Consider the following 24,446-nt stretch of genomic DNA (forward strand, 5'->3'; position numbering starts at 1 on the left):
CCTTTATCCCATCCCATTCATCGGACAGCGTCATCATGAAGATCACCAAAGCCACGATCTATGTCATCAACGGCGAGGGCCTCAAACCCGTCATCGTCAAGCTCGATACCGATGAGGGCATATCCGGCCTCGGCGAGGTCGCCACGGCTTACGGCTGCGGCCGGACCGGCGCCGCGGGCATGATTCAGGATCTGTGCGCACGGTTCGTGATCGGCGCCGATCCGACCCGCATCAACAGCCTGATCGGCGAGATGTACGATCAGTCCTTCTGGCTGAAGAATCCGGGGGGGATTGCCGGAGCCGGCCTCAGTGCCATCGAGCAGGCCCTGTGGGACATCCGGGCACGGGCGCTGAACGTTCCGGTCTACGAGCTGTTCGGCGGACGGATGCGCGACACGCTCGCCTACTACGCCAATGGCTGGTACTTCGGCGCGACCTCCGTTGCCGATCTGCTGCGCCAAGCGGAGGCGGCCGTGAAGGACGGGCACAAGGCCCTGAAAATGTACCCCTTGGCGCGGATTCAGCCCAACGGGACCCTTCGGCACACGGTCAACCGCTACGCGGATGACCGTGACGCGGTGAACACCGCGCTGGATATCGTCGCGCAGGTCCGGCGCACCGTGGGCGCCGACGTCACGCTCATGCTCGATCTGGCCGGCGGTTTCTCGGTGAGCGACACCATCCGCTTCGCCCATGGCCTGGAAGACCTGGACATCGCCTTCATCGAGGAAATCTGCGATCCGGGGGATCTGGGTGCGCTCGAACAGGTCGCCGCCAAGACGAACATTCCGATCGCCACCGGCGAGCGGCAATATCTGCGATACGGCTTCCGCGATCTGCTGGAGCGTCGGGCCGTCGGCATTCTGCAGCCGGACATCGGCAACACCGGCGGGTTCGCCGAAACCCATAAGATTGCCGCCATGGCCGATGCCTACGGCGTCAAGGTGCAGCCCCATGTCTGCGGCAGTTCCGTTGCGGCCAGCATCGCCACCCATCTCAGCGCCGTGATCCCGAACTTCTACGTGCAGGAACACTTCCCCTACTGGGCCCGCATTCCCGGCTGGATCGAAGTGGCGACGGAGCCCTTCGAGACCCGTCTGAAGAACGGCGCCCTGCAGATTCCGGACGGGCCGGGTTACGGCGTCACCCTGAAGGACGCCGTGGTCCGGGAGCACATCTGGGCCGAGGTTCGCTAAGACCGCCCACAGGCGGGTGCGGCACATGTTCAAGACCACCGTGGGAAGGCGGCGCCTTCCCACGGTGGCCGTTACAAAGCAATCCAATGAATAATATGACCGGTAACGATCCGCGTCCGGCCGGCGCCTCCCCTTTGCCTGCCGACATCCTAGACGAGGAACTGGACGCGCTCCGCGCCGAGACGCCGGGGCTCGCCGGGCAAACCTTCCTCCTGAGTTGCGGCGCGTCGCTCATGCCACGCCCCGTGGTCGAGCGGATGCACGATTACCTGGACCTGGAAGCCCGGCTGGGCGGATACGGCGCCTTCGCGGCGTCCGAGGAGCGACTGGAGCGTGTTTATGGGTCGATTGCCCGGTTGATCAACGCAGCACCCGCCGAGATCGCTCTCGTCGAGAACGCCACGGTCGCGTGGCAGCTGGCTTTCCACTCCCTCGACTTCGCCCCCGGCGATGTGATCATCACCGCCGAGGCGGAGTACGGCGCCAATTATGTGACCCTGCTCCAGATGCAGCGGCGCCGGGGAGTCGATATCCGCGTGTGTCCGTCGGACGAGCAAGGCGTCGTCGATCTGGCGGCGCTTGAGCGGATGATCGATCCGAAGGTTCGCCTGATTTCCTTGACGTGGGTGCCGACCAATGGCGGGTTGAACAATCCGGCGGCGGCCGTCGGCCGGATCGCCCGCGCGCACGGCGTTCCCTATCTGCTGGATGCCTGCCAAGCGGTCGGTCAGATGCCGGTCGACGTCCAGGCGCTCGGCTGCGACTTTCTGGCCGCGACCTCGCGCAAGTTCCTGCGGGGACCGCGTGGCGCGGGCTTCCTGTATGTCCGCCGCGCGATGCTGGATCGGTGCGAGCCCCCCTTCATCGATCACATCGGCGCCCGGTGGGTGGAGCGCAACCGCTATGAACTGCGCGACGACGCCCGGCGCTACGAAAGCTGGGAAAGCAACCACATGGCGCGGCTCGGCATGGGCGAGGCCGCCGATTATGCGATGGGAATCGGCATCGACCGCATCTGGCGCCGCTGCCGCCGGCTGGCGCAACGGCTTCGGGATGGCCTGGCAAGCGTGCCCAGCTTCCGGACTCATGACCTGGGCGCGTGCCCCAGCGCCATCGTCAGCTTCAGTTCCGATGCCGTGGACCCACGGACCATCGTCGCCGGAGCGGCAGCCCGTGGCATCGCCATCAGCACCTCGTCGCCGGAAAGCACCCGCCTGGACGCCGAACGCCGGCATCTGCCCACGCTGGTTCGCGCGGCCCCGCACTACTTCAACACCGAGGCGGACGTCGACCAGCTCGTCGCCTTCGCCGAGTCCCTCATTCGCCGCGGCGATGGCTGATCTCACGTCCCCGCCGTCGCGCCATAACGAGCCATAAGGAGACAGACCGTGACCCCCATTCATACCGACTCCGCCCCGGCTGCCATCGGCCCCTATTGTCAAGCCATGCGCCACGGCGATCTGCTGTTTGTTTCGGGCCAGCTTCCCATCGTTCCGGCGACCGGGGCTTTTGTGTCGGAAGACCCCGTCGAACAGATGGCCCAATGCCTTGCCAACATCGCCGCGATTGCCGAGGCCGCCGGCACGGACATCGCCAAATCCCTGAAACTCACCGTTCTGGTCACCGACCTGTCCACCTTCGCCGCCCTGAACGATGAATATGCGAAAGTGTTTTCCACGCATAAGCCGGCCCGTGCCTGCTACGAAGTTTCGGCCCTTCCGAAAGGCGCCCAGGTCGAAATCGACGCGATCATCGCCGTGTGAAGCACGCCACGGAACCATGGTGCCCAGCGGCCATCCAATGAGTGCCGGCGCGACGCCGAAGCGGGCCGTCTCCGCGTCAGTCCGACTGTGGCCCGACAACTCTGTCAGGCCACAGATAGACTGACCTTATTAGCGTGCTGAAAAGGCTGAGTTTGCCCGAACTGGCGTGACCCCGATTCCACAATAAGACTGACCTGATTCCTGCACTTCCACAATAAAGCTGACCCGGCTCCCGTATCCGCCTTGTGCGCCAACACTTTGGGGGTGCAATCCTAGAAAAGTGCCCTTTGGCTTCCGTCACCGGTCGGCCGCCGTAGAGGGTATCCTCGACGACAAGCATTTCGTCGAAAGTCGAATGCGTGTGTCGTTGTCGGCTGGTTCGTGCGAAAAGCCGGATTCCAGGGGTTTCAACGCCCTGCTTGGCCCCGTTTTGCAAACCGGATCGTGCGAAATGCGGGCGGTTCATGCGAGAAGCTCCCCGTCGGGACGAGGGGAAGCGCCTCATGTCGTTGAAAAGCCGACATTCTTCCAGGAAGACAGATCAAGACGCGCTCAGCCCGAGGCCCGTTCTTTGCCTGATGTCCCGCCGGTCGAGGAGGCCGGCGCCGCTTGGCATCTTGTCTCGTGCCGGCTGACGGTTCCGGTCCATCAGCGGGGCGCACGGCGGCCCACGACGCCTATATATTTTACCAAACGGCCGTTACGTGCCGTCTGCATCTTTGGTAAAATGGCCCAGGCGGACGCCTGGCGAGGGTGTCTGAAGCTTAATCGGGTAAAATTCGGCGGCGTGCACCATTTCCGGACCGCTGCGCTGGGAGAGGTCCATGGCCCTGATCGGGTACGCCCGCGTGTCGACCGACGAGCAAACCACTGACCCGCAGCTCGACGCGCTGAAGGCTGCCGGTTGCTCGACGATTCACCGGGAGCATGGGTCCGGCGGCGACCGGTCGCGCCCGGAACTGAAGCGCGCCATCGCGCGCTGCCGCGCCGGCGACGTGCTGGTCGTCGTGCGCATCGACCGGCTGGCCCGTTCGCTCGCCCATCTCCTGGAGATCATCGAGGCGCTCGACGCCCAAGGGGCGGGTTTCCGCTCGCTGGGCGACCCCATCGACACCACCAGCCCGCAGGGCCGCTTCACCTTGCAGATCCTCGGCGCGGTGGCCGAGTTCGAACGCGCGCTCATTCGCGAGCGCACCAAGGCCGGGTTGAAGGCCGCCAGGGAGCGGGGCCGGATCGGCGGCAATCCGGGACTGCGCTTCCGGTCCGCGTCGGCGGTGTGTGCCGTCAACGACGCCCGCGAGGCGCGGCGCGACGCCGATGTGCTGCGGGTGGCCGACGACATCCTGCCACACGTCCGCGCGATGCGGCCCGGCTATTCCTGGGCAACCGTGGCCCGCAGCTTGGCTAGAAACGGCTCGCGGCGCCCCGACGGTGGCCCCTGGACCGGGCCGGCCCTGGCGCGTGCCGTGCGTCGCCTCGCGCGGGACGGGTTCGTGGACGACCGGGTGCTGGAGCGTACGCCGCGGCGGCGGGACAGCGACGACCTCGTCACCCTGGTCGCCTCGGCGGTGAAGACGCTGGACAACCCAACCCTGACCAACATTGCCCGGCATCTTGAAGAGCTGCATTGCCGGACGCCCCGCGGGGAAACACGCTGGTCGGTCTCGTCGGTTCAAAACCTGCTGGGTCAGGCCGTTGCACAGGGTCTTCTAGAAGATCGGCCGCTTCCTGCACCGGAAGCGCCCCGTCGGCGCGGCCGTCCGCCCAAATCGCTCAAAGGTTTGCAAAGCACTTCATAACAGCGACAGGCAATGCCCGTGGTGAGCAGAGTGTTCCGCCCCGCGCATCAGGGTGAACCGGAGCCAAGATCCCGGGCGTTTGATTTGTGAAGGGAGGTCGTGAGCGGTTGTGCTGCGGGGATCAAGCTGTGGACGGTTCCATAGCGCCTGCCAGGATGACGACACCCAGAACGATGATGGCGATGCCGAGCAGCGCCAACGGGGCCAGGGCTTCGCCGAACAGCCACCAGCCGCCGATGGCGGCACCGGCCATGCCGAACCTTGCCCAGACCGAATAGACGAGCGAGATGGGGAAACGTTGAAGGGGCATGGACAACAGCCAGAAGGACAGGGCATCGCCGATGGCGACGATCACCATCGGGCCGATCCGGGTCATCCCATGCGCGGCTTCCTACGAGCTGGGAGGAACGCTCGGCATCGCGCTGCTGGGCAGCCTGATGTCGCTGCTTTACACACGGGCCATGCTCTTGCCGTCCGGGATTGCGATCGCTCCCGAGGCGCGCGACAGCATTGATGAGGCCCTTGCTCTATCGGAAGAACTGGTACCATCCCAGGCCGAGCAGGTGATCGGCGTGGCCCGGGTGGCCTTCGACCAAGCCTTTACCGGTGTCGTCGGCACGGCCGCTCTGATGCTGATTGCCGTCGCCTTTGTCGTGCGTCGCATGCTTGCCGGTCAGGAAGGGGCGAAAGACAACGGTTCTTCGAAGCGACGGGTTGATGGCTGCCGAGGTTGATGCCTCCGGCGGGCGGCATCCGCGCTTCCCATCAGGCGATCTCGTTGCCACCGGTCGCAAACGGCGCGTCGACCCAACCCGCGCTTCCAAGATCCAGGCAGAGTTGGAGGCGGCACCGTCTGCCTAAGCCGAGCCGGGAAACCCGGCGCGGTTCAGTTGTGGATGTCTGATGCCTGCGGCCACTCTCTCCAGCAGCTTGAAGACGGAGAACAGCGTCACCACGGTCAACGCCTTGATCGTTTCGCCGATGGTCAACACGCCCGCCCTGACCATGTTGGTCAACAGCCAGCCGGATTGGCTTCAACATGTTTTTCGGGACGGAGTGGAAACGCGGTGAGGAGCGGCATCAGCCATTTCGCGCCATGCCTCTTGATTCAAGCATCGGACCGCCGCCGCGGACAGTTTGCGCAGCACCGCACGCCGTTGGCGCGCTCGGAGCTTTCCGGTCGGCAAGGTGCCATGGGCGTCCAAGGCGAACTGGACGGCCTGCACGATGTGATGATGGATCACGGGTGCCGTTGCCGGCGCTTGCCGTCCCGGCGATGGTGCCGGCGAATTCGGGTGCTTCTCCCGGATCGGTGGCGCGGGTTTCGCCAAAAACCGTCCCAGACCAGTTCGCTCATCCTGGCTGGCTCTCCATGCGTCCCGGCGGGCCTGCCCGATCAGGCTCGCCGCCTTCGTGTTGGCGGCCACAAACCCGGCATGGAACGGCCCGTCGATCGGAAACCGCGATCTCCATCCGGCATGACGGTTGCGGACCGCGCCGGAAAACAGAACCCTCGGGCCTCCTCCTCGATGATTGCCTCGATACGGGGATAGGGAGCGGGTTCGCGGATCAGCCTCATAAGCCTTCAGCGGGCAATAAATATGGTGGGAACTGGGACCCTAGAAAACAGCCAGTTCATGGAACCAGCGCTTCAAGGCGTCGGCCGATCCAGCCGCCAGGGAGCGCGGTCGCTGTTTGTTGTTGCGCGCATCGCGCGGCGTCATACCGAACGCGGATCGGAAGGCCCGGCTTAAGGCGGCCTCAGAGCGGAAGCCCCAGCGGTGCGCGATCTCAGCGATGCGGAGGCCCCCGTGCGCCGCGGTCAGTTCGCCGAGGCAGCGGTCGAGCCGACGCCGCAGGATGTACGCGGACACCCCGCCGAGCGGCTCGAACAGCCGATACAGGGTCGGGCGGGACAGGCCGAACGCTTCGGCGACCTGGGCCGCTCCGAAATCAGGATCGCCGAGACGCGCGTCGATGTGGCGCTTGATGGCCGCCATGCGGGACGCCTGCATCTGGGGCCGGACGAGATCCAGCGCATCGACGGTCGGGCCCAGGCACCCGGCGACGAAGGCGGCGCTGCCTTTGGTCAGGATCAGGGCCTCGCGGGCCGACAAAGCGTCGGCCGCCCGGTACAGCGACTGGATGTGACCGGAAAGCAGGGCGCCGAGCGGCGTGTCGCCGTGCAGAACCATCCCGTGCAATTCATCCGGCGCGCTCACCAGCGGGGCCAGCATCTCCCGCGGCAGGCAGAGCGTCAGAGTGTCCATGTTGGTGTCGACCGTATGGACGGTCTGCGCCAGATCCAGGACGCAGACGTCGCCCGGACCGACCTGGACATCGCGGCGCCCCATCGTTCCGCAGGAACCGCCCCGGCGCTGCACCTGGATCAGGTAATGGTCGATGCCGCTGCGGGTGATGACCTGGGTGGTGCGGTGAAAGGTTTGCGTCACCGAGGCGCAGCGGCCGAGCAGCACGCCGCCCAGATGATAGGTCTGCAACGTTCCGCGGAACGCGCCGACCTCCTCCTTGGGCAGGGTGATGTCGAACACCGGCGACATCTGGTCCCGCCACAGCCAGAATCCTTCCTCTCCCGGACTCTCCAGGCTGTCGAAGGAAAGAAACGGAGCGGTGCCGTGGGTTGCATCGGCCATCAATGGTACCCAAACAATTCCCTTCGGGAAGGAAAGCCACTCGTCCGCACCGCTGTCAAGATTCAACGGGCATGGCTTTTATAAGCAACAGTGGCTTGGCCGGGCCGAACTTTAGCCCGGATGGATAAGCTCCGACTTGCAACGACGCCCCCTTCGACGGGCGGAGGCGGTGCTGTATTCAATCTTTGCAAGAACAGGGGTGGGTAAACATTATCTTGCCGGCCAATCAATCAGCGCTCCCGGCGCGCGATGGCGCACGGCTTCATGGCTTGGTGAGAACAGACATGGGCCGAAACGGCGAGAGTCAGGACGGCAAGTTGCCCGGGGTCAGGGACCGCATCCACCGTTCGAGAACACGCTCCGCCGCTCCGTCGTCCTTCGGCGCGGACTGCCGCATGCGTTCGGCGGTGTCCCGCGCCTCGCCCGGCGCCATGCCGTAGGCGGCGCGGAATGCCCGGCTGAACGCGGCTTCCGACCCGAATCCCCAGTGGTAGGCGATGTCGGCAATCCGGGGTCGGTCCGGTTGGGGCGCCGCCAGATCGTGAAGCGCCCGCGCCAGCCGACGGTCGCGGACATGCTTCGCCACCCCGCCCAGCGGCTCGAACAGGCGGTATAGGGTCGAGCGCGACAGGCCGAAGGCGTCGCAGATCAGATCGGTCCCGAGGTCGGCGGCGTCGAGCTTCCGGTCGATGAAGCTCGTGATGCGGTCGAGCAGGCCTCCCTGCGGCTCGTCGATCGGGCCGCGGGCGTCGAGCGCCGAACCGATGCCCGCGGCGATCACCCCGATGGCGCCACCGGCCACCGTGGCGGCCACCTTGACGCTCAGGCCGGGGAGTTGGGCGTGGAGGTTGCGGACATGGTCGTTCAGCAGCGTTCCCACCACCGACGCGGCCGGCAGCACCAGCCCGTGCAGGACCTCCGGCGCCTTGTTCGGGGAAATCAGGGCCGCGCGGGGGATCACCAGCGTCAGGGCGCTGAAGGCCGTGGTCTCGACGGCCAGCGGCCGGGCGAAATCCAGAACGCCGACATCGCCGGCCCGCATCGCGAACACCCGTTCGCCCGCCGTGCCGGTGCAGCCCCCGTCGAGATAGACCTGGATCAGGCAGTGGTCCACGGCGCCGCGGGCGATGGTGGCGCTCGTGCGGCGCAGGGTCGCCGGCGGCCCGTCGATGCGCGCCATCAGCATGCTGCCGAGGTGGTGGGTCGTCATCGACCCGACGAAGTCGGACCCGCCGTCCTCCGTGTCGTCTTTCCTGTCGTCCTCCGCGCCGACCGGCTCGGCGTCGAAGAAGACCGACAGGATGTCGCGCCACTGGCGGACGCGCTCCCGGCCCGACAGGCCATCGGGAGGGAAGCGCAGCACCGGGATCGCGGGTTCGTCGGCGGGCACCGCAGGGCTTCCCATGACGGGGACGGAGGCGGTGTCCTTTAGCAAGCTCCGCCCACCGCCCGCAACAGGACGTTGGGCCGGGCCGCCGCCGTGAGACGCGGTGCCAAGTTTTTGGGACGGATCGTCGGGCGGGGGCGGGACCGATCCGATAAATTTCCCTCTCCATAAGGAGTAAGCCGTGGGCCGGTCGGTCGATGGGGAGCGGGATTGCGGCCGTGTCGTGGCCGCACCCGGCGCGCCCGGACCACGCCGCCGCCCATGCCGACAGGGACCGGTGCCAAGGGAATGCAACACGTGACGACGGAGCGTCGGCGCTCCACCGGACGGACCATCGGCCGTGGCAGCCTGCTGTTCCTTCTGCTGAGCGGCACGGCGCTCACCCCCCTGCACTCGGCCGTCGCCGACGACGCGCTGCCGACCGGCGGGCGCTTCACCGCCGGGAGCGGGCGCATCGCCGAGCAGGCCGGCGGGCTGCGCATCGACCAGGGCTCGCGCACCGGCATCGTCGAATGGCAGGGCTTCTCCATCGGCGCCGGGAAGTCGGTCCACATCGACAACGGCGCCGGCGCCACCCTGAACCGCGTCACCGGCGCTCTGCCCTCGCGCATCGACGGGTCGCTGACGGCGACCGGCTCCGCCTATCTCGTCAACCGCGCCGGGATCGTGGTCGGCAAGGAGGGGCGGGTCGCGACCGGCGGCAGCTTCATCGCGTCCACCCACGACGTGCCCGACGCCGCCTTCGCCGCCCAGGGCGACCTGACCTTCGCGGGGACGTCGAAGGCCGCCGTGGTCAACATGGGGACGATCGCCTCGCGGGGCGGCGACGTGGCGCTGATCGCCCGCTCCGTGCGCAACGAGGGCACCATCGCGGCGCCCAAGGGAACCGCTGCCCTGGCGGCCGGCTACGAGGTGCTGGCGAAGGAGAAGGCCGACGCCGACGGTCGGTTCGTCGTCAAGATCGGCGGGGCGGACACCGAGGCGGTCAACGCCGGCACGCTGGCGGCGGCCAACGCCGAGATGCGGGCGAACGGCGGCAACCTCTACGCGCTGGCCGGCAACACCGGCGGCCTCGTCAAGGCGACGGGGGCCGCCACGCGGGACGGCCGCGTCTTCCTGACGGCGGGGGACGGCGGCGCGGTGACCGTCGACAGCCCGGTGGTGGCGCAGCGCCGGACCGCCGAGGCCAACCCGAGGCCGGACCGCCCGACACCAGAGGTCCGGGAGCCGGGGCGGAGGGACGGGGCGGCCAAGCGGCCGCCGCGGCCGTCACGGCGGCCGGACGTGTCGGGCGGCGACATCCGGGTGTCCGGCGAGTCGGTGAGGATCGCCGGAACGCTCGACGCCTCGGGAACGGCCGGACGGGGTGGGACGCTGGTGGCGACCGGCGGGACGGTGGTGCTGTCCGGGACGGCGGCGCTGGACGTGTCCGGCGCGTCGGGCGGCACACTGCTGGTCGGCGGCGACTACCAGGGCGGCCGGAACACGGCGACGCGCTACCTCGCCGAACCGGTGGCGACGGCGCGGACGCTGACGGTGGAGGCGGGGGCGCGGCTCCGCGCCGACGGCACGCGGGGGGACGGCGGCCGGGTCGTGCTGTGGTCCGACCGCGACACCGCCTTCGCCGGGGCGATCTCGGCGCGGGGCGCCGGCAAGGGCGGCGACGCGGAGGTGTCGGGCAAGGCGCGTCTGGCCTTCACCGGCACGGCGGACCTGCGCGGGACGGCGGGCTTCGGCACGCTGCTGCTCGACCCCTACAACCTGACCATCTCCGATGCCGCCGACAGCGGGATGTCCGGCTTCAGCGCCAGCGGGAACGACAGCGTGCTGAACGTGAACACGCTGAAGTCGGCGTTGAACTTCGCCAACGTTCTGGTGACGACGGGGGAGGGCGGAACCCAGGCCGGCGACATCACGGTGGCGGCACCGCTCACCTGGAACGCGTCGACGACGCTCACCCTGTCGGCCTACCGGGACATCACGGTGAACGCCGCCCTCACCGCGCAAGGCAGCGAGGGGATGATCGTGCTGATGGCCGGTCGCGACGTCGCGGTGAACGCGGCCGTCACCGGCGAAAACAGGTCCGATGTTTCGCTGCTGGCAAAGCGCGACGTCGCGGTGAACACCGCCGTGAGCGGGGCGAAGGTGGTGCTGTGGTCGGATTACGGCGGCATCGGGACGGGAACGGTGCGGTTCGGCGCGGGAGCCACCGTCACGGCCTCCGGCGGAGCGTCCATCCTCTACAACCCCACCGCCTACACCGCGCCGACCGATTATTCCGGCATCGCCGGGGCGGGTACGGTGGTGACCGGCTACATGCTGGTGAACACGGCGGAAAATCTGCAGGCCATCGGCACCAATCTGGCCGGCACCTACGCGCTGGGCCGCGACATCGACGCGGACGCCACCGCCGGCTGGAACCACGGCGCCGGCTTCGCCCCGCTGGGCAGCGTCGCCACGCCCTTCACCGGTTTGCTCGACGGGCGGGACCATGCCGTCAGCGGGTTGACCATCAACCGGCCCGGCAGCGACGATGTCGGCCTGTTCGGCGTCGTCGGTACCGGCGGCGCGGTGCGGGACGTCCGCATGGTGGGCGGCAGTGTGCTTGGGGCGAACCGGGTCGGAGCCCTGGTCGGCAGCAACGCCGGGGCGGTGAACTGGTCGTCGGCCACCGGCACGGTGACCGGCCGGGGTGGTGAGGTCGGCGGGCTGGTCGGCAGCAACAGCGGGACCATCGGCCAGTCCTTTGCCACCGGCGCGGTGACGGCACAGGGCGGCGCGGTTGGCGGGCTGGTCGGCAGCAGCAGCGGGACGATCCTCCAGACCTATGCCAGCGGCGCCGTGACGACGGGGGGCGATCAGGTCGGCGGGCTGGTCGGACGGATGACGGCAGGGTCCGTGACCGAAGCCTATGCCCTGGGCAGCGTGACGGGAGCGGTGCGGGTCGGTGGCCTGATCGGCGACAACAACGGCGGCGCGGTGACCGAGAGCTACGCCACCGGGGCCGTGACGGGGCAGGTCGAGGCCGGCGGCCTGATCGGCGCCAACGGCGGTACGGTTTTGGGCGCCTTTTGGGACAAGCAGACCACCGGACTCACGAACGGAGTCGGCAGTGGTGCGGCCGGCGGAATGAGGGGCCTGACCTCCGACCAGATCCGAAATTCCACCTCCGTAAAAGACGGACAGTATTTCATCGTTTCTGGTCACAAATGGTACCTGAACATTTTCGACAGAGGCCCGGACTTCCGGCCTATCGGTGTGTGGGAGGCGGCCAGGAAAGGGGTGGACGGTTACGCGGCCATCAGCAATCTGCATCAGCTCGTCCTGATAAACGCGAGCACCGACTTGGTCGAATACAACAGGGGCGACTATCGGCTGGCCATTGACATCGATGCGTCCGAGACCGCGGGGACGAACCCCGCAGGGATATGGGGCGCCCGCGGATTCCTCCCGATTGGGAGTGCAAACAATCAGTTTCGGGGGAATTTCGACGGCAATGGGTATGTGATCAAAGGACTTTTCATCAATCGCCCAGACACCGCGAACGTGGGTCTTTTTGGGTACGTTTACGGAACAGTAAACAACAAGCCCATCATTAAAAATATCGGACTTATCGATGGTCAAATCATTGGAGAAAATTCAAATTCCGTGGGTGGGCTTGTAGGGGGCCTTAATGGGGGGATTGTTGAGAATTCCTACTTTACTGGAACTGTTTCTGGCGGATTTTTTGTTGGCGGGCTTGTCGGCGAGTCACAGTCTCCTATGGACCAGATCAGGCGATCCTACGCGGTCGCGTCCGTCACTGCGACGGAGAACTCGGCCGGAGGGCTTGTTGGAGACAGTTACGCACAGATCGATCAGTCCTATGCGTCCGGCCGCGTGACGGGAGCCAGCAACGTCGGCGGCTTCATCGGCAGGCATTACCAGGGCGACATCACCAATTCCTATTGGGACACGCAGACCAGCGGGCAGCAGAACGGCGTCGGCGACGCCACCGTGACCGGCCTGACCGGGCTGACCACCGCCGAGGCGCGCCAGGCATCCTCCTATGTCGGCTGGGATTTCACCAAGGACTGGTACCAGTCCGGGGACATGCGGCCCATCGGGCGGTGGGAGGCGGCGAAGCCGGGAAGCGATGGCGTCGCCACCGTCACCAACCTCCACCAGCTCCAGCTGATCGACGCGAACCCGGCGGGGTCCTACCGGCTCGGGGCGGACATCGACGCGCAGGCGACGTCGGGTGCCGATGCGGCCGGCGTCTGGGGAGCGGGCGGCTTCACGCCCTTGGGGACGGGGGGCGCCGGCTTCACCGGTCGGTTCGACGGGCGGGGCCATCTGATCCGCGGGCTGACGATCAACCGTCCGACGAGCGACGACGTCGGGCTGTTCGGCCGGATCGGCTCGGGCGGGACGGTGGGCTACGTCGGGTTGGACGCGACCAGCACCGTGACCGGACGCGACCGGGTCGGCGCCATCGCCGGATTGAACGGCGGCATCATCCTCCAATCCTTCTCGCGGGCCGGCGTGAGCGGGCAGGGCCTCGGCACCGGCGGGCTGGTGGGCCTCAACGCCGCCACCATCCGCCAGTCCTACGCCTCCGGCGCGGTGACCGGGCTAGGCGACGGCGTCGGCGGGTTGGTGGGCGACAACAACGTGGGCGGTTCCATCGCCCAGTCCTACGCCACCGGGGCGGTGACCGGGCATGGCGTCGGCGTCGGCGGGCTGGTGGGGAACAACGGCGCGAGCGGCTCCATCGCCCAGTCCTACGCCACGGGCGCGGTGTCCGGGCAGGGCGCCGCGCTCGGCGGGCTGGTCGGGCGCAACGACGGCACGACCACGCTGTCCTACTGGAACACGCAGACCAGCAGCATGGCGGCTGGCGCCGGGGCCGGGTCGGTCACCGGCGTGACCGGTCTGGACAGCGCGGGGATGCGCGACGCGAGCAGCTTCACCGGCTTCGACCGCATGGTCTGGGCGCCGGCCGACGGAACGGACGCGCCCCTGCTGTATGGCGTGTCCGGCGTGGTCGGCGTGGTGCAGTCCGCCGTCTATGGCGACGATCCGCAGACGGTGCCCGTCTCCTTGCTGGGCGGCTGGGCCTGGAGCCGGGTCACCGGCTCGGCGTCGAGCGCGCTGGCGGCCGGCACGAATGTCGGAACCTATTTGAACTTCCTCGACACATCGGGGGTTTCCGCCAGCTTCAGCGCGGGCGGGGCGGCCCGTGTGGTGAATGTGGGCGCCGTGGTGACGCCGGCGACGCTGACGGTGACGGCGGACAACGGCACGATGGTCTACGGCGACGCCGCACCGTCGCTGGGCTACACGACGTCCGGCTGGAAGAACGGCCAGAGCGACGCTCTTCTGTCCGGCGTGACCGTGTCCACGAGCGCCACCGCGCTGTCGGACGTCGGGGACTACGCCAGCACGGTGACGGGTGGGGTTCTGTCGGGCGCGGCGGTGGGCAACTACACGATTGTCCACACGACCGGCACCGTCTCGATCACACCGGCGACGCTGACGGTGACGGCGGCTGACGGGACGATGGTCTACGGCGATGCCGTGCCGTCGCTGGGCTACACGACGTTCGGCTGGAAGAACGGCCAGAGCGGCGCCTTGCTGTCCGGAGTCGGCGTGTCCACCAACGCCACCGCGCTGTCGGACGTGGGGAGCGCTTATACCACCACGGCAACAGGCGGCACGCTGTCGGGCGCAGCGGCGGGCAACTACATGTTCAGCTACGTCAACGGCGCGTTTTCGGTGACGCCGGCGACGCTGACGGTGACGGCGGCCAACGGAACGATGGTCTACGGCGACGCCGTGCCGTCGCTGAGCTACGCGACGTCCGGCTGGAAGAACGGCCAGAGCGGCGCGCTGCTGTCCGGCGTCACCGTCTCCACGGACGCCACGTCCTTGTCGAATGTCGGAACCGCCTACATCACCACGGCAACAGGCGGGACGTTGTCTGGCGCAGCGGCCGGCAACTACACGCTCAGCCATGTCGGCGGCAGCTTCGCGGTGACCCCGGCGACGCTGACCGTGACGGCGGACAATGGGACGATGGTCTACGGCGACGCCGTCCCGTCGCTGGGCTACACGACGTCCGGCTGGAAGAACGGCCAGAGCGGCGCGCTGCTGTCCGGCGTCACCGTCTCCACGGACGCCACCACGCTGTCGGATGTGGGAACCGCCTACCTCACCACGGCAACAGGCGGCACGCTGTCGGGCGCGGCGGTGGGCAACTACACGCTCAGCCATGTCGGCGGTTCCTTCTCGGTGACCCCGGCGACGCTGACGGTGACGGCGGCCAACGGGACGATGGTCTACGGCGACGCCGTGCCGTCGCTGGGCTACACGACGTCCGGCTGGAAGAACGGCCAGAGCGGCGCGTTGTTGTCCGGTGTCGGCGTGTCCACCAACGCCACCGCGCTGTCGGATGTGGGAACCGCCTACCTCACCACGGCAACAGGCGGCACGCTGTCGGGCGCGGCGGCGGGCAACTACACGCTCAGCCATGTCGGCGGCAGCTTCTCGGTGACGCCGGCGACGCTGACCGTGACGGCGGCCAACGGGATGATGGTCTACGGCGACGCCGTGCCGTCGCTGGGCTACACGACGTCCGGCTGGAAGAACGGCCAGAGCGGCGTGTTGCTGTCCGGTGTCGGTGTGTCCACCAACGCCACCACGCTGTCGGATGTGGGAACCGCCTACCTCACCACGGCAACAGGCGGCACGCTGTCGGGCGCGGCGGCGGGCAACTACACGCTCAGCCATGTCGGCGGTTCCTTCTCGGTGACCCCGGCGACGCTGACGGTAACGGCGGCCAACGGGACGATGGTCTATGGCGATGCCGTGCCGTCGCTGGGCTACGCGACGTCCGGCTGGAAGAACGGCCAGAGCGGGGCGCTGCTGTCCGATGTCAGCGTGTCCACCAACGCCACCACGCTGTCGGATGTGGGGAGCGCCTACCTCACCACGGCGACGGGTGGCATCCTGTCGGGCGCGGCGGCGGGCAACTACACCCTCAGCCACGTCAATGGGTCCTTCTCGGTGACGCCGGCGACGCTGACGGTGACGGCGGCCAACGGGACAATGGTCTACGGCGATGCCGTGCCATCGCTGGGCTACGCGACGTCCGGCTGGAAGAACGGCCAGAGCGGGGCGCTGCTGTCCAGCGTCGGCGTGTCCACCAACGCCACCACGCTGTCGGATGTGGGGAGCGCCTACACGACCACGGTAACAGGCGGGACACTGTCGGGCGCAGCGGCGGGCAACTACACGCTCAGCTATGTCGGCGGCAGCTTCTCGGTGACGCCGGCGACGCTGACGGTGACGGCGGCCAACGGGATGATGGTCTACGGCGACGCGGTGCCGTCGTTGGGCTACACGACGTCCGGCTGGAAGAACAGCCAGAGCGGGGCGTTGCTGTCCGGTGTCGGCGTGTCCACCAACGCCACCACGCTGTCGGATGTCGGAACCGCCTACATCACCACGGCGACGGGCGGCACCCTCTCGGGCGCGGCGGCGGGCAACTACACGCTCAGCCATGTGGGCGGTTCCTTCTCGGTGACGCCGGCGACGCTGACGGTAACGGCGGCCAACGGGACGATGGTCTACGGCGACGCCGTGCCGTCGCTGGGCTACACAACTTCCGGTTGGAGGAACGGACAGGGCGGCGCTCTCTTGTCCGGCGTCGGCGTTTCCACCGACGCCACAGCGCTGTCGAATGTCGGGAACTACACCAGCACGGCGACCGGTGGAGCGCTGTCCGGAGCAGCGGCTGGCAATTACACGCTCAACCACATCAACGGCGCTTTCTCTGTGATGCCGGCGACGCTGACGGTGACGGCGGCCAACGGGACGATGGTCTACGGCGATGCCGTGCCGTCGCTGGACTACGCGACGTCCGGCTGGAAGAACGGCCAGAGCGGGGCGCTGCTGTCCGGTGTCACCGTCTCCACGGAGGCCACCGTGCTGTCGGATGTGGGGAGCGCTTACCTCACCACGGCAACAGGCGGCACGCTGTCGGGCGCGGCGGCGGGCAACTACACGCTCAGCTATGTCGGCGGCAGCTTCTCGGTGACGCCGGCGACGCTGACGGTGACGGCGGCCAACGGGACGATGGTCTACGGCGACGCGGTGCCGTCGTTGGGCTACACGACGTCCGGCTGGAAGAACGGCCAGAGCGGGGCGCTGCTGTCCAGCGTCGGCGTTTCCACCAACGCCACCACGCTGTCGGATGTGGGGAGCGCCTACGTCACGACGGCGACGGGCGGCACCCTCTCGGGCGCGGCGGCGGGCAACTACACGCTCAGCCATGTCGGCGGCAGCTTCTCGGTGACTCCGGCGACGCTGACGGTGACGGCGGCCAACGGGACGATGGTCTATGGCGACGCCGTGCCGTCGCTGGGCTACAGCGTGTCGGGGTGGAAGAACGGCCAGAGCGGCGCCCTGCTGTCCGATGTCAGCGTATCCACCAGCGCCACCACGCTGTCGGACGTAGGAACCGCCTACACCACCACAGCGACGGGCGGCACGCTGTCGGGCGCAGCGACGGGAAATTACACGCTCAGCTACGTCAACGGCACCTTCTCGGTGACTCCGGCGACGCTGACCGTGACGGCCGACAATGGGACGATGGTCTACGGCGATGCCGTGCCGTCGCTGGGCTACACAACGTCCGGTTGGAGGAACGGACAGGGCGGTGCTCTCTTGTCCGGCGTCGGCGTTTCCACCAACGCCACCACGCTGTCGGATGTGGGGAGCGCCTACGTCACGACGGCGACGGGCGGCACCCTCTCGGGCGGGGCGGCCGGCAACTATACCATCAGCCATGTGGGCGGTTCCTTCTCGGTGACGCCGGCGACGCTGACGGTAACGGCGGCCAACGGGATGATGGTCTACGGCGACGCGGTGCCGTCGCTGGGCTACACAACGTCCGGTTGGAGGAACGGACAGGGCGGTGCTCTCTTGTCCGGCGTCGGCGTTTCCACCAACGCCACAGCGCTGTCGAATGTCGGGAACTACACCAGCACGGCGACCGGTGGAGCGCTGTCCGGAGCAGCGGCCGGCAATTACACGCTCAACCACGTCAACGGCGCTTTCTCCGTGATGCCGGCGACGCTGACGGTGACGGCGGCCAATGGGACGATGGTCTACGGCGACGCCGTACCGTCGCTAGGCTACACGACGTCGGGCTGGAGGAACGGCCAGAGCGATGCCCTGCTCTCGGCGGTCGCGGTCTCCACCAACGCCACCACGCTGTCAAACGTTGGGATCTACACCAGCACGGCGACCGGCGGGACGCTGTTGGGCGCGGCAGCCGGCAACTATACGCTCAGCCATGCGACCGGCAGCGTCACGATCACCCCGGCGCCGCTGACGGTGACGGCTGCCGACGGCACGATGGTCTACGGCGATGCCGTGCCGTCGCTGGGTTACAGCGTGTCGGGGTGGAAGAACGGCCAGGGTGACGCCTCGCTCTCGGGCATCAGTGCCTCCGCAAGCGCCACATCCGTGTCGAGCGTTGGTGCTTATACCACCATGGCGACGGGCGGCACGCTGTCTGGGGGGGCAGCAGGGAATTACACGCTCAGCTACGTCAACGGTTCCTTCACGGTGACTCCGGCCACCCTGACGGTGACGGCTGCCAACGGCACGATGATCTATGGCGACACCGTACCCTCGCTGGGCTACACGATTTCGGGATGGAAGAACGGCCAGAGCGATGCGCTGCTCTCCGGCGTCACCGTCTCGAGCGACGCCACGTCACTGTCGGATGTAGGAACCGCCTACATCACCACAGCGACGGGCGGCACGCTGGCGGGCGCGGCAACCGGCAACTATACCATCAGCCATGTGGGCGGTTCCTTCTCGGTGACCCCGGCCGCGCTGACGGTGACGGCGGGCAACGGCATGATGGTCTACGGCGATGTCGTGCCGTCGCTGGGCTACACCAGCTCCGGTTGGAAGAACGGCCAGAGCGGGGCGCTGCTCTCGGCGGTCGCGGTCTCCACCAATGCCACCACGCTGTCCGACGTGGGGAACGCCTATGTCACGACAGCGACGGGCGGCACACTGTCCGGGTCGGCGGTGGGCAACTACACGCTCAGCTACGTCAACGGTGCTTTCTCGGTGACGCCGGCGACGCTGACTGTGACGGCAGCCAACGGGACGTTGGTCTATGGCGATGCCCTATCGTCGCTGGGCTACACGACGTCGGGCTGGAGGAACGGCCAGAGCGATGCGCTGCTGTCCGGCGTCACCGTCTCCACCGACGTCACGTCGCTGTCGAACGTTGGGGTCTACGCCAGCACGGCAGCGGGCGGCACGCTGTCGGGCGCGGCAACCGGGAACTATGTGCTCCGCCATGTGGACGGCAGCTTTTCGGTGACCCCGGCGACGCTAACGGTGACCGCCGCCAATGGCGCAATGGTCTACGGTGACACGGCGCCGTCGGTGGGCTACAGCGTGGCGGGCTGGAAGAACGGCCAGGGGGAGGCGCTGCTCTCCGGGGTCACCGTCTCCACCGACGCCACGTCGCTGTCGAACGTCGGGCTCTACACCTCCTCCACAACGGGAGGAATCTTGTCGGGCGCGGCGGCGGGCAATTACACATTCAGCCGTGCGACCGGCACCGTCACGATCACCCCGGCGACGCTGACGGTGACCGCCGCCAATGGCGCGATGGTCTACGGTGATGCCGCGCCGACGCTTGGCTACAGCGTGTCGGGCTGGCGGAACGGCCAGAGCGACGCCCTGCTGTCAGGGGTCACGGTCTCCACCAACGCATCATCCCTGTCGGACGTTGGAACCTCCTACCTCACCACGGCGACGGGCGGAGCGTTGTCCGGAGCGGCCGTCGGCAACTACACCCTCAGCTACGTCGGTGGCTCCCTCTCGGTGACGCCGGCGGTCCTGACGGTGACCGCTGCCAATGGCGCGATGGTCTACGGCGATGCCGTGCCGTCGCTGGGCTACACCAGTTCTGGTTGGAAGAACGGCCAGAGCGACGCGCTGCTCTCAGGCATCGGCGTTTCCACCAACGCCACGTCGCTGTCGGATGTGGGGGCCGCCTACACCACCATGGCGATGGGCGGAACGCTGGCGGGCGCGGCGGCGGGAAACTACACTCTCGCCTACGTCGGGGGGGCCTTCTCGGTGACGCCGGCGGCGCTGACGGTGACGGCGGCCAGCGGCACGATGGTTTACGGCGATGCCGTGCCATCGCTGGGCTACGCCATCTCCGGCTGGAAGAACGGCCAAGGCGACGCTCTCTTGTCCGGCGTCGGCGTTTCCACCGACGCCACGTCGCTGTCGAATGTCGGGAACTACGCCAGCACGGCGACCGGTGGAACGCTGTCCGGAGCAGCGGCCGGCAATTACACGCTCAACCACGTCAACGGCGCCATATCGGTGACGCCGGCGACATTGACGGTGACGGCGGGCGGAGGCTCCATGATTTACGGCGACGCCGTACCGTCACTGAGCTACACGACGGCGGGATGGAGAAACGGTCAGGGCGGCGCTCTGCTCTCGGCCGTCACCGTCTCCACGGACGCCACGTCCTTGTCGAATGTCGGGGCCGCCTACACCACCACAGCGACGGGCGGTACGCTGTCCGGGCCGGCGGCGGGCAATTACACGCTCAGCTACGTCGACGGTGTCTTCTCGGTGACGCCGGCGACGCTGACCGTGACGGCGGCCAATGGGACGATGGTCTATGGCGACGCCGTGCCGTCGCTGGGCTACACGACGTCGGGCTGGAGGAACGGCCAGAGCGACGCCCTGCTGTCCGGCGTCGGCATCTCTACGGACGCCACGTCCTTGTCGAATGTCGGAACCTCGTACCTTACCATGGCGACGGGCGGAGTGCTGTCGGGCGGCGCGACGGGCAATTACACTCTCGCCTACGTCGGGGGGGCCTTCTCGGTGACGCCGGCGACGTTGACGGTGACGGCAGCCGACGCGACGATGATCTACGGCGAAAACGTCCCGGCACTGGGCTACACCACATCGGGGTGGAAGAACGGCCAGGGTGACGCCTCGCTCTCGGGCATCAGTGTCTCCACCGGCGCCACATCCCTGTCGAATGTCGGGACTTACGCCAGCAGCGCGACGGGCGGGACGTTGTTAGGCGCGGCAGCCGGCAATTACACGCTCAGCCATGTGGGCGGCACCGTCTTGATCAGCCCGGCGCCGTTGACCGTGACCGCCGGCAACGGCGCGATGGTCTACGGCGACGCCGTGCCGTCGCCGGGCTACGGCGTGTCGGGGTGGAAGAACGGCCAGGGCGACGCGTTGCTGTCCGGCGTCACCGTGTCCACCAACGCCACGGCTCTGTCCGACGTCGGCAGCGCCTACCTCACGTCGGCGACAGGCGGGACGCTGTCCGGGGCGGCGGCCGGCAACTACACGCTCAGCTATGTCAACGGCGCCTTCTCGGTGACGCCGGCGGTGCTGACGGTGACCGCGGCCAACGGCACGATGGCCTATGGAGATGCCGTGCCGTCACTGGGCTACAGCGTATCGGGCTGGAGGAACGGCCAGAACGGGGCCTTGCTGTCCGGCGTCGGCGTCTCTACCAACGCCACGTCGCTGTCGAATGCCGGAACCGCCTACATCACCACGGCGACGGGCGGGGTTCTGTCAGGCGCCGCGGCTGGAAACTACACGCTCACTCATCTGGGCGGTACCTTCGCGGTGACGCCGGCGACGCTGACGGTGACGGCGGCCGACGGCACAATGGTCTACGGCGATGCCGTGCCGGCGCTGGGCTACACCACATCGGGTTGGAAGAACGGCCAGGGTGACGCCCTGATCTCCGGCATCGGCGTCTCCACCGCCGTTACGTCGCTGTCGAATGCCGGAGCCTATGTCAGCACAGTTACGGGCGGCGTCCTGTCCGGAGCGGCGGTGGGCAACTACAGTCTCAGCCATATGACCGGCACCGTCACAGTGACCCCGGCGCCGCTGACCGTGACGGCAGGCAACGGCATGATGGTCTACGGCGACGCCGTGCCGTCGCTGGGCTACGGCGTGTCGGGCTGGAGAAACGGCCAAAGCGACGCCCTGCTGTCCGGTGTCATCGTCTCCACCAACGCCACCGCGCTGTCGAACGTCGGGGCCTATGCCAGTGCGGCGACGGGTGGAACGCTGTCGGGTGCGGCGGCCGGCAACTACACGATCCGCTACGTCAACGGTGCCTTCGCGGTGACCCCGGCGCCGCTGACCGTGACCGCAGCCAACGGCACGATGGTCCTTGGTGACAGCGTGCCGTCGCTGGGCTACAGCGTGTCGGGCTGGAAGAATGGTCAAGGCGACGCCCTGTTGTCCGGCGTCGGCGTCTCCACCAGCGCCACATCTCTGTCGAGCGTCGGACGATACGTCAGCACGGCGACGGGCGGGGTCCTCTCCGGCGATGCGGCAGGAAACTACACGCTTCGCTATGTCGATGGTAACCTGGTGATCGTCCAGCCCCCGCCGGTGGTGGTCGTTGACGACCCGTCCCGTCCGGCCGGCACCGCCAATCCGCCGTCCACCGATCGTCCAACCGCAAGCGATCCGCGCGCCACCCCGGGCGTGCCGGTGGAGTTGCCTCCGCCGTCCGGGATCGCCGCCTTCCTGCCTGCGCGTCTCATCGATCCGGTCGCGCCGTCTCCGGCTGTGCCCCCCGTTGCAGGCCGCTCGGGAAGCGAAGCCGGATCGCCGGGCCTCGCATCGGAACAGGATGGGGGCGGCGATGGAACCCAGGACGCTTGCGGCGCGGCCGGCGGCGAAGGCTGTGCATCCCTTCCCCACCCCGCCAACCGGGTTCTGGGAACCTTCCTGAGCGTGAAATCCCCGTGATGCCGTCAAACCCTTGCCGTTTCCCCATCCAAGCCTTCGCCCTGGGTGTCCTGGTCCTGGTCCTGTCGGGCGGCGGCGCGCTCGCGCAGTCCGTGCCGGTCGAACGGAACCCGCCGCCAGAGCAGGCGGCGCCGTCCGCCACAATCACGGTCGATCCTGGCAGCCGCGTGGCGGCGGACCCAACGCCGCTCGGCGTCTCGCTGCGCGCCTTCCGCCTGATCGGCCGCGATGCGGCCGCCCCGCTTCCAGAGGGGGACGAGGTCGTCATCGGCCGGATCGGCCTGGGAGGTGTGGAGCCCGATCCGGCCTTGCGGAGCGAGTTGCGCGCGGCACTCGCCGGCTTCATCGGCCGGCCGCTGTCCATGGCGCTGATCGCCGATGCGCAAGCGGCCGTCGCGGGGGTCTATCGGGACGTCGGCTACCCGTTCGTCTCGGTCAGCGTTCCCCCGCAGGAAATTTCCGCCGGCATCCTCAGCCTGCAGGTGATCGAGTTCGCATTGGGCCGGGTCTCCACCCAGGGGGAAGAGGATGAGCCCGGCGCTTCCGTCGCGGAGCGGATTCGTGGCGCCGAGGGTGAGCGGATTGAGGCGGCGCGGATCGACGAGGATTTGCGTTGGCTCAACCGCTATCCCTACCGCCGGGTGCAGGGCGTCTTTTCACCCGGCGACGGTTTCGGCCGGTCCGATCTGACGCTGGAAGTGACCCGCCAGAAGCCTTGGCAGGTCTTCGCCGGCTATTCCAACACCGGCACGCGCGAGACCGACCGCAACCGCCTGTTCGTCGGCGGCGGGTTCGGCCTTGCCGGGCTCGACCACGCCTACGGCTCCTGGCAGACGACCGGATCGCGCGACCTGTTCTCCGATGCCGGGCGTCTGTTTCCGGGTGACGGCGACCGGGCCCGCTATCTCAGTCATTCGGCCCGCTTCGTTCTGCCGACCGGCGATCGCCAGGCGATCGAGGTCAGCCCGAACTTTGTGGCGACGCGTCAGAAGACGGATCCCTTCACCTCCGACAACACCTTCTTCGAGCTGCCGGTCTACTACCGTTCCGCGCTTTCCGACCTTCTCCCTGGCGTCCACTTCGGCGACGTCCAAGCGGGAATCGAGATCAAGAGGCTGGAGCGGCGGGTCGCGTTCCAGGATGTGTGGCTGGGCCGGGCGCGCGTGGACCTCTTCCAGATCGGTCTCGGCTGGGACCGGAGCTGGAGCGACCGCCTGGGGACGACGGCGATCGGCCTGACCGGCAAGGCCAATCCCGGCGGCGTCCTGGCCGGCAACGACGACCAGGGCTGGAGCGCTTTCTCGAACGGCCGGGTGCGGCGTCTGGACTACGCGTACATGACCGGCGTGGCGAGCCGCAGCACGGACCTCGGCAACGGCTTCGGCCTCGTCAACGAGCTGACGGTCCAACTCGCCGGGCGGGCGCTGCCCGATACGGAGCAGATCGCGCTCAGCGGTCTCTACGCAGTGCGCGGATACGACCTTGGGGACGGCGTGGCCGATCGCGGCCTCATCCTGCGCAACGACCTGCGTTTGCCCGGTTTCTCGCTGATCCGGGACGATGCCGTACACCCCTTCGCCTTCCTGGACGGCGCCATCGGAACCGACTTCGGAGGGCGCCGCACGCTTTCCCTCGCGGGTACCGGCCTCGGCCTCGACTACCGCTTCGCCGGTCATCTGACGATGGGGCTGACCGCGGGCGTCGCCCTGCTTGACGAGGACAAGCGGCGTGCCGGCGATCTCGACCTGAGGGTCCGGATCTCCACCATCTACTGACCCTATGCAACCCTCTTGAGAAGACCG

Annotated in this window: 11 protein-coding genes; 7 read left to right on the forward strand and 4 right to left on the reverse strand. The window is 68.0% G+C overall.

Going from position 1 to position 24,446, the window contains the following annotated elements; all coding sequences use genetic code 11:
- The first annotated feature begins 35 nt into the window (after nucleotides 1-35).
- The 4 genes from ACWPN5_RS04050 (at nucleotide 36) to ACWPN5_RS04065 (ending at nucleotide 4,758) form a co-directional block, all read left to right on the forward strand.
- The gene (locus ACWPN5_RS04050; protein ID WP_200477033.1) at nucleotides 36-1,196 is read left to right on the forward strand and encodes a mandelate racemase/muconate lactonizing enzyme family protein; all 1,161 of its coding nucleotides are present in this window, start codon (nucleotides 36-38) and stop codon (nucleotides 1,194-1,196) included.
- Nucleotides 1,197-1,291: 95 nt separating this feature from the next.
- Nucleotides 1,292-2,536, forward strand: coding sequence for an aminotransferase class V-fold PLP-dependent enzyme (locus ACWPN5_RS04055; protein ID WP_492294386.1), 1,245 nt, complete (start codon nucleotides 1,292-1,294; stop codon nucleotides 2,534-2,536).
- Nucleotides 2,537-2,584: 48 nt separating this feature from the next.
- Nucleotides 2,585-2,959, forward strand: coding sequence for a Rid family detoxifying hydrolase (locus tag ACWPN5_RS04060; RefSeq protein WP_200477031.1), 375 nt, complete (start codon nucleotides 2,585-2,587; stop codon nucleotides 2,957-2,959).
- Nucleotides 2,960-3,783: 824 nt separating this feature from the next.
- Nucleotides 3,784-4,758 carry a recombinase family protein gene (locus tag ACWPN5_RS04065; RefSeq protein WP_200477030.1) on the forward strand — a complete coding sequence of 325 codons (975 nt, stop codon included), beginning with the start codon at nucleotides 3,784-3,786 and terminating at the stop codon, nucleotides 4,756-4,758.
- A 121-nt stretch (nucleotides 4,759-4,879) separates the two neighbouring features.
- Here the strand turns inward: ACWPN5_RS04065 and ACWPN5_RS04070 are convergent, their stop codons facing one another.
- Complete coding sequence (locus ACWPN5_RS04070; RefSeq protein WP_492294388.1) at nucleotides 4,880-5,116, reverse strand: DMT family transporter; 237 nt, start codon at nucleotides 5,114-5,116, stop codon at nucleotides 4,880-4,882.
- Between ACWPN5_RS04070 and ACWPN5_RS04075 the strand changes: the two genes are divergently transcribed.
- Nucleotides 5,100-5,492, forward strand: coding sequence for a hypothetical protein (locus tag ACWPN5_RS04075; protein WP_492294390.1), 393 nt, complete (start codon nucleotides 5,100-5,102; stop codon nucleotides 5,490-5,492). The two genes, ACWPN5_RS04070 and ACWPN5_RS04075, sit on opposite strands and share 17 nt — an antisense overlap.
- 123 nt (nucleotides 5,493-5,615) lie before the next feature.
- Here the strand turns inward: ACWPN5_RS04075 and ACWPN5_RS04080 are convergent, their stop codons facing one another.
- The 3 genes from ACWPN5_RS04080 to ACWPN5_RS04090 form a co-directional block, all read right to left on the reverse strand.
- A complete protein-coding gene (locus ACWPN5_RS04080) occupies nucleotides 5,616-5,774 on the reverse strand; it encodes a hypothetical protein (RefSeq protein WP_162801347.1) in 159 nt (52 codons plus the stop codon).
- A gap of 603 nt (nucleotides 5,775-6,377) precedes the next feature.
- The gene (locus ACWPN5_RS04085; RefSeq protein WP_492294393.1) at nucleotides 6,378-7,412 is read right to left on the reverse strand and encodes an AraC-like ligand-binding domain-containing protein; all 1,035 of its coding nucleotides are present in this window, start codon (nucleotides 7,410-7,412) and stop codon (nucleotides 6,378-6,380) included.
- A 304-nt stretch (nucleotides 7,413-7,716) separates the two neighbouring features.
- Nucleotides 7,717-8,802 (reverse strand): helix-turn-helix domain-containing protein, encoded by a 1,086-nt coding sequence (locus ACWPN5_RS04090; RefSeq protein ID WP_492294395.1) that lies wholly within the window; start codon nucleotides 8,800-8,802, stop codon nucleotides 7,717-7,719.
- Between the two features lie 294 nt (nucleotides 8,803-9,096).
- Between ACWPN5_RS04090 and ACWPN5_RS04095 the strand changes: the two genes are divergently transcribed.
- Both ACWPN5_RS04095 and ACWPN5_RS04100 read left to right on the forward strand, forming a co-directional pair.
- The gene (locus tag ACWPN5_RS04095; protein WP_492294397.1) at nucleotides 9,097-22,644 is read left to right on the forward strand and encodes an MBG domain-containing protein; all 13,548 of its coding nucleotides are present in this window, start codon (nucleotides 9,097-9,099) and stop codon (nucleotides 22,642-22,644) included.
- 92 nt (nucleotides 22,645-22,736) lie between these two features.
- Nucleotides 22,737-24,419 carry a ShlB/FhaC/HecB family hemolysin secretion/activation protein gene (locus ACWPN5_RS04100; RefSeq protein WP_492294399.1) on the forward strand — a complete coding sequence of 561 codons (1,683 nt, stop codon included), beginning with the start codon at nucleotides 22,737-22,739 and terminating at the stop codon, nucleotides 24,417-24,419.
- Nucleotides 24,420-24,446 lie beyond the last annotated feature (27 nt).

The organism is Azospirillum sp. UENF 211521, assembly GCF_058780535.1.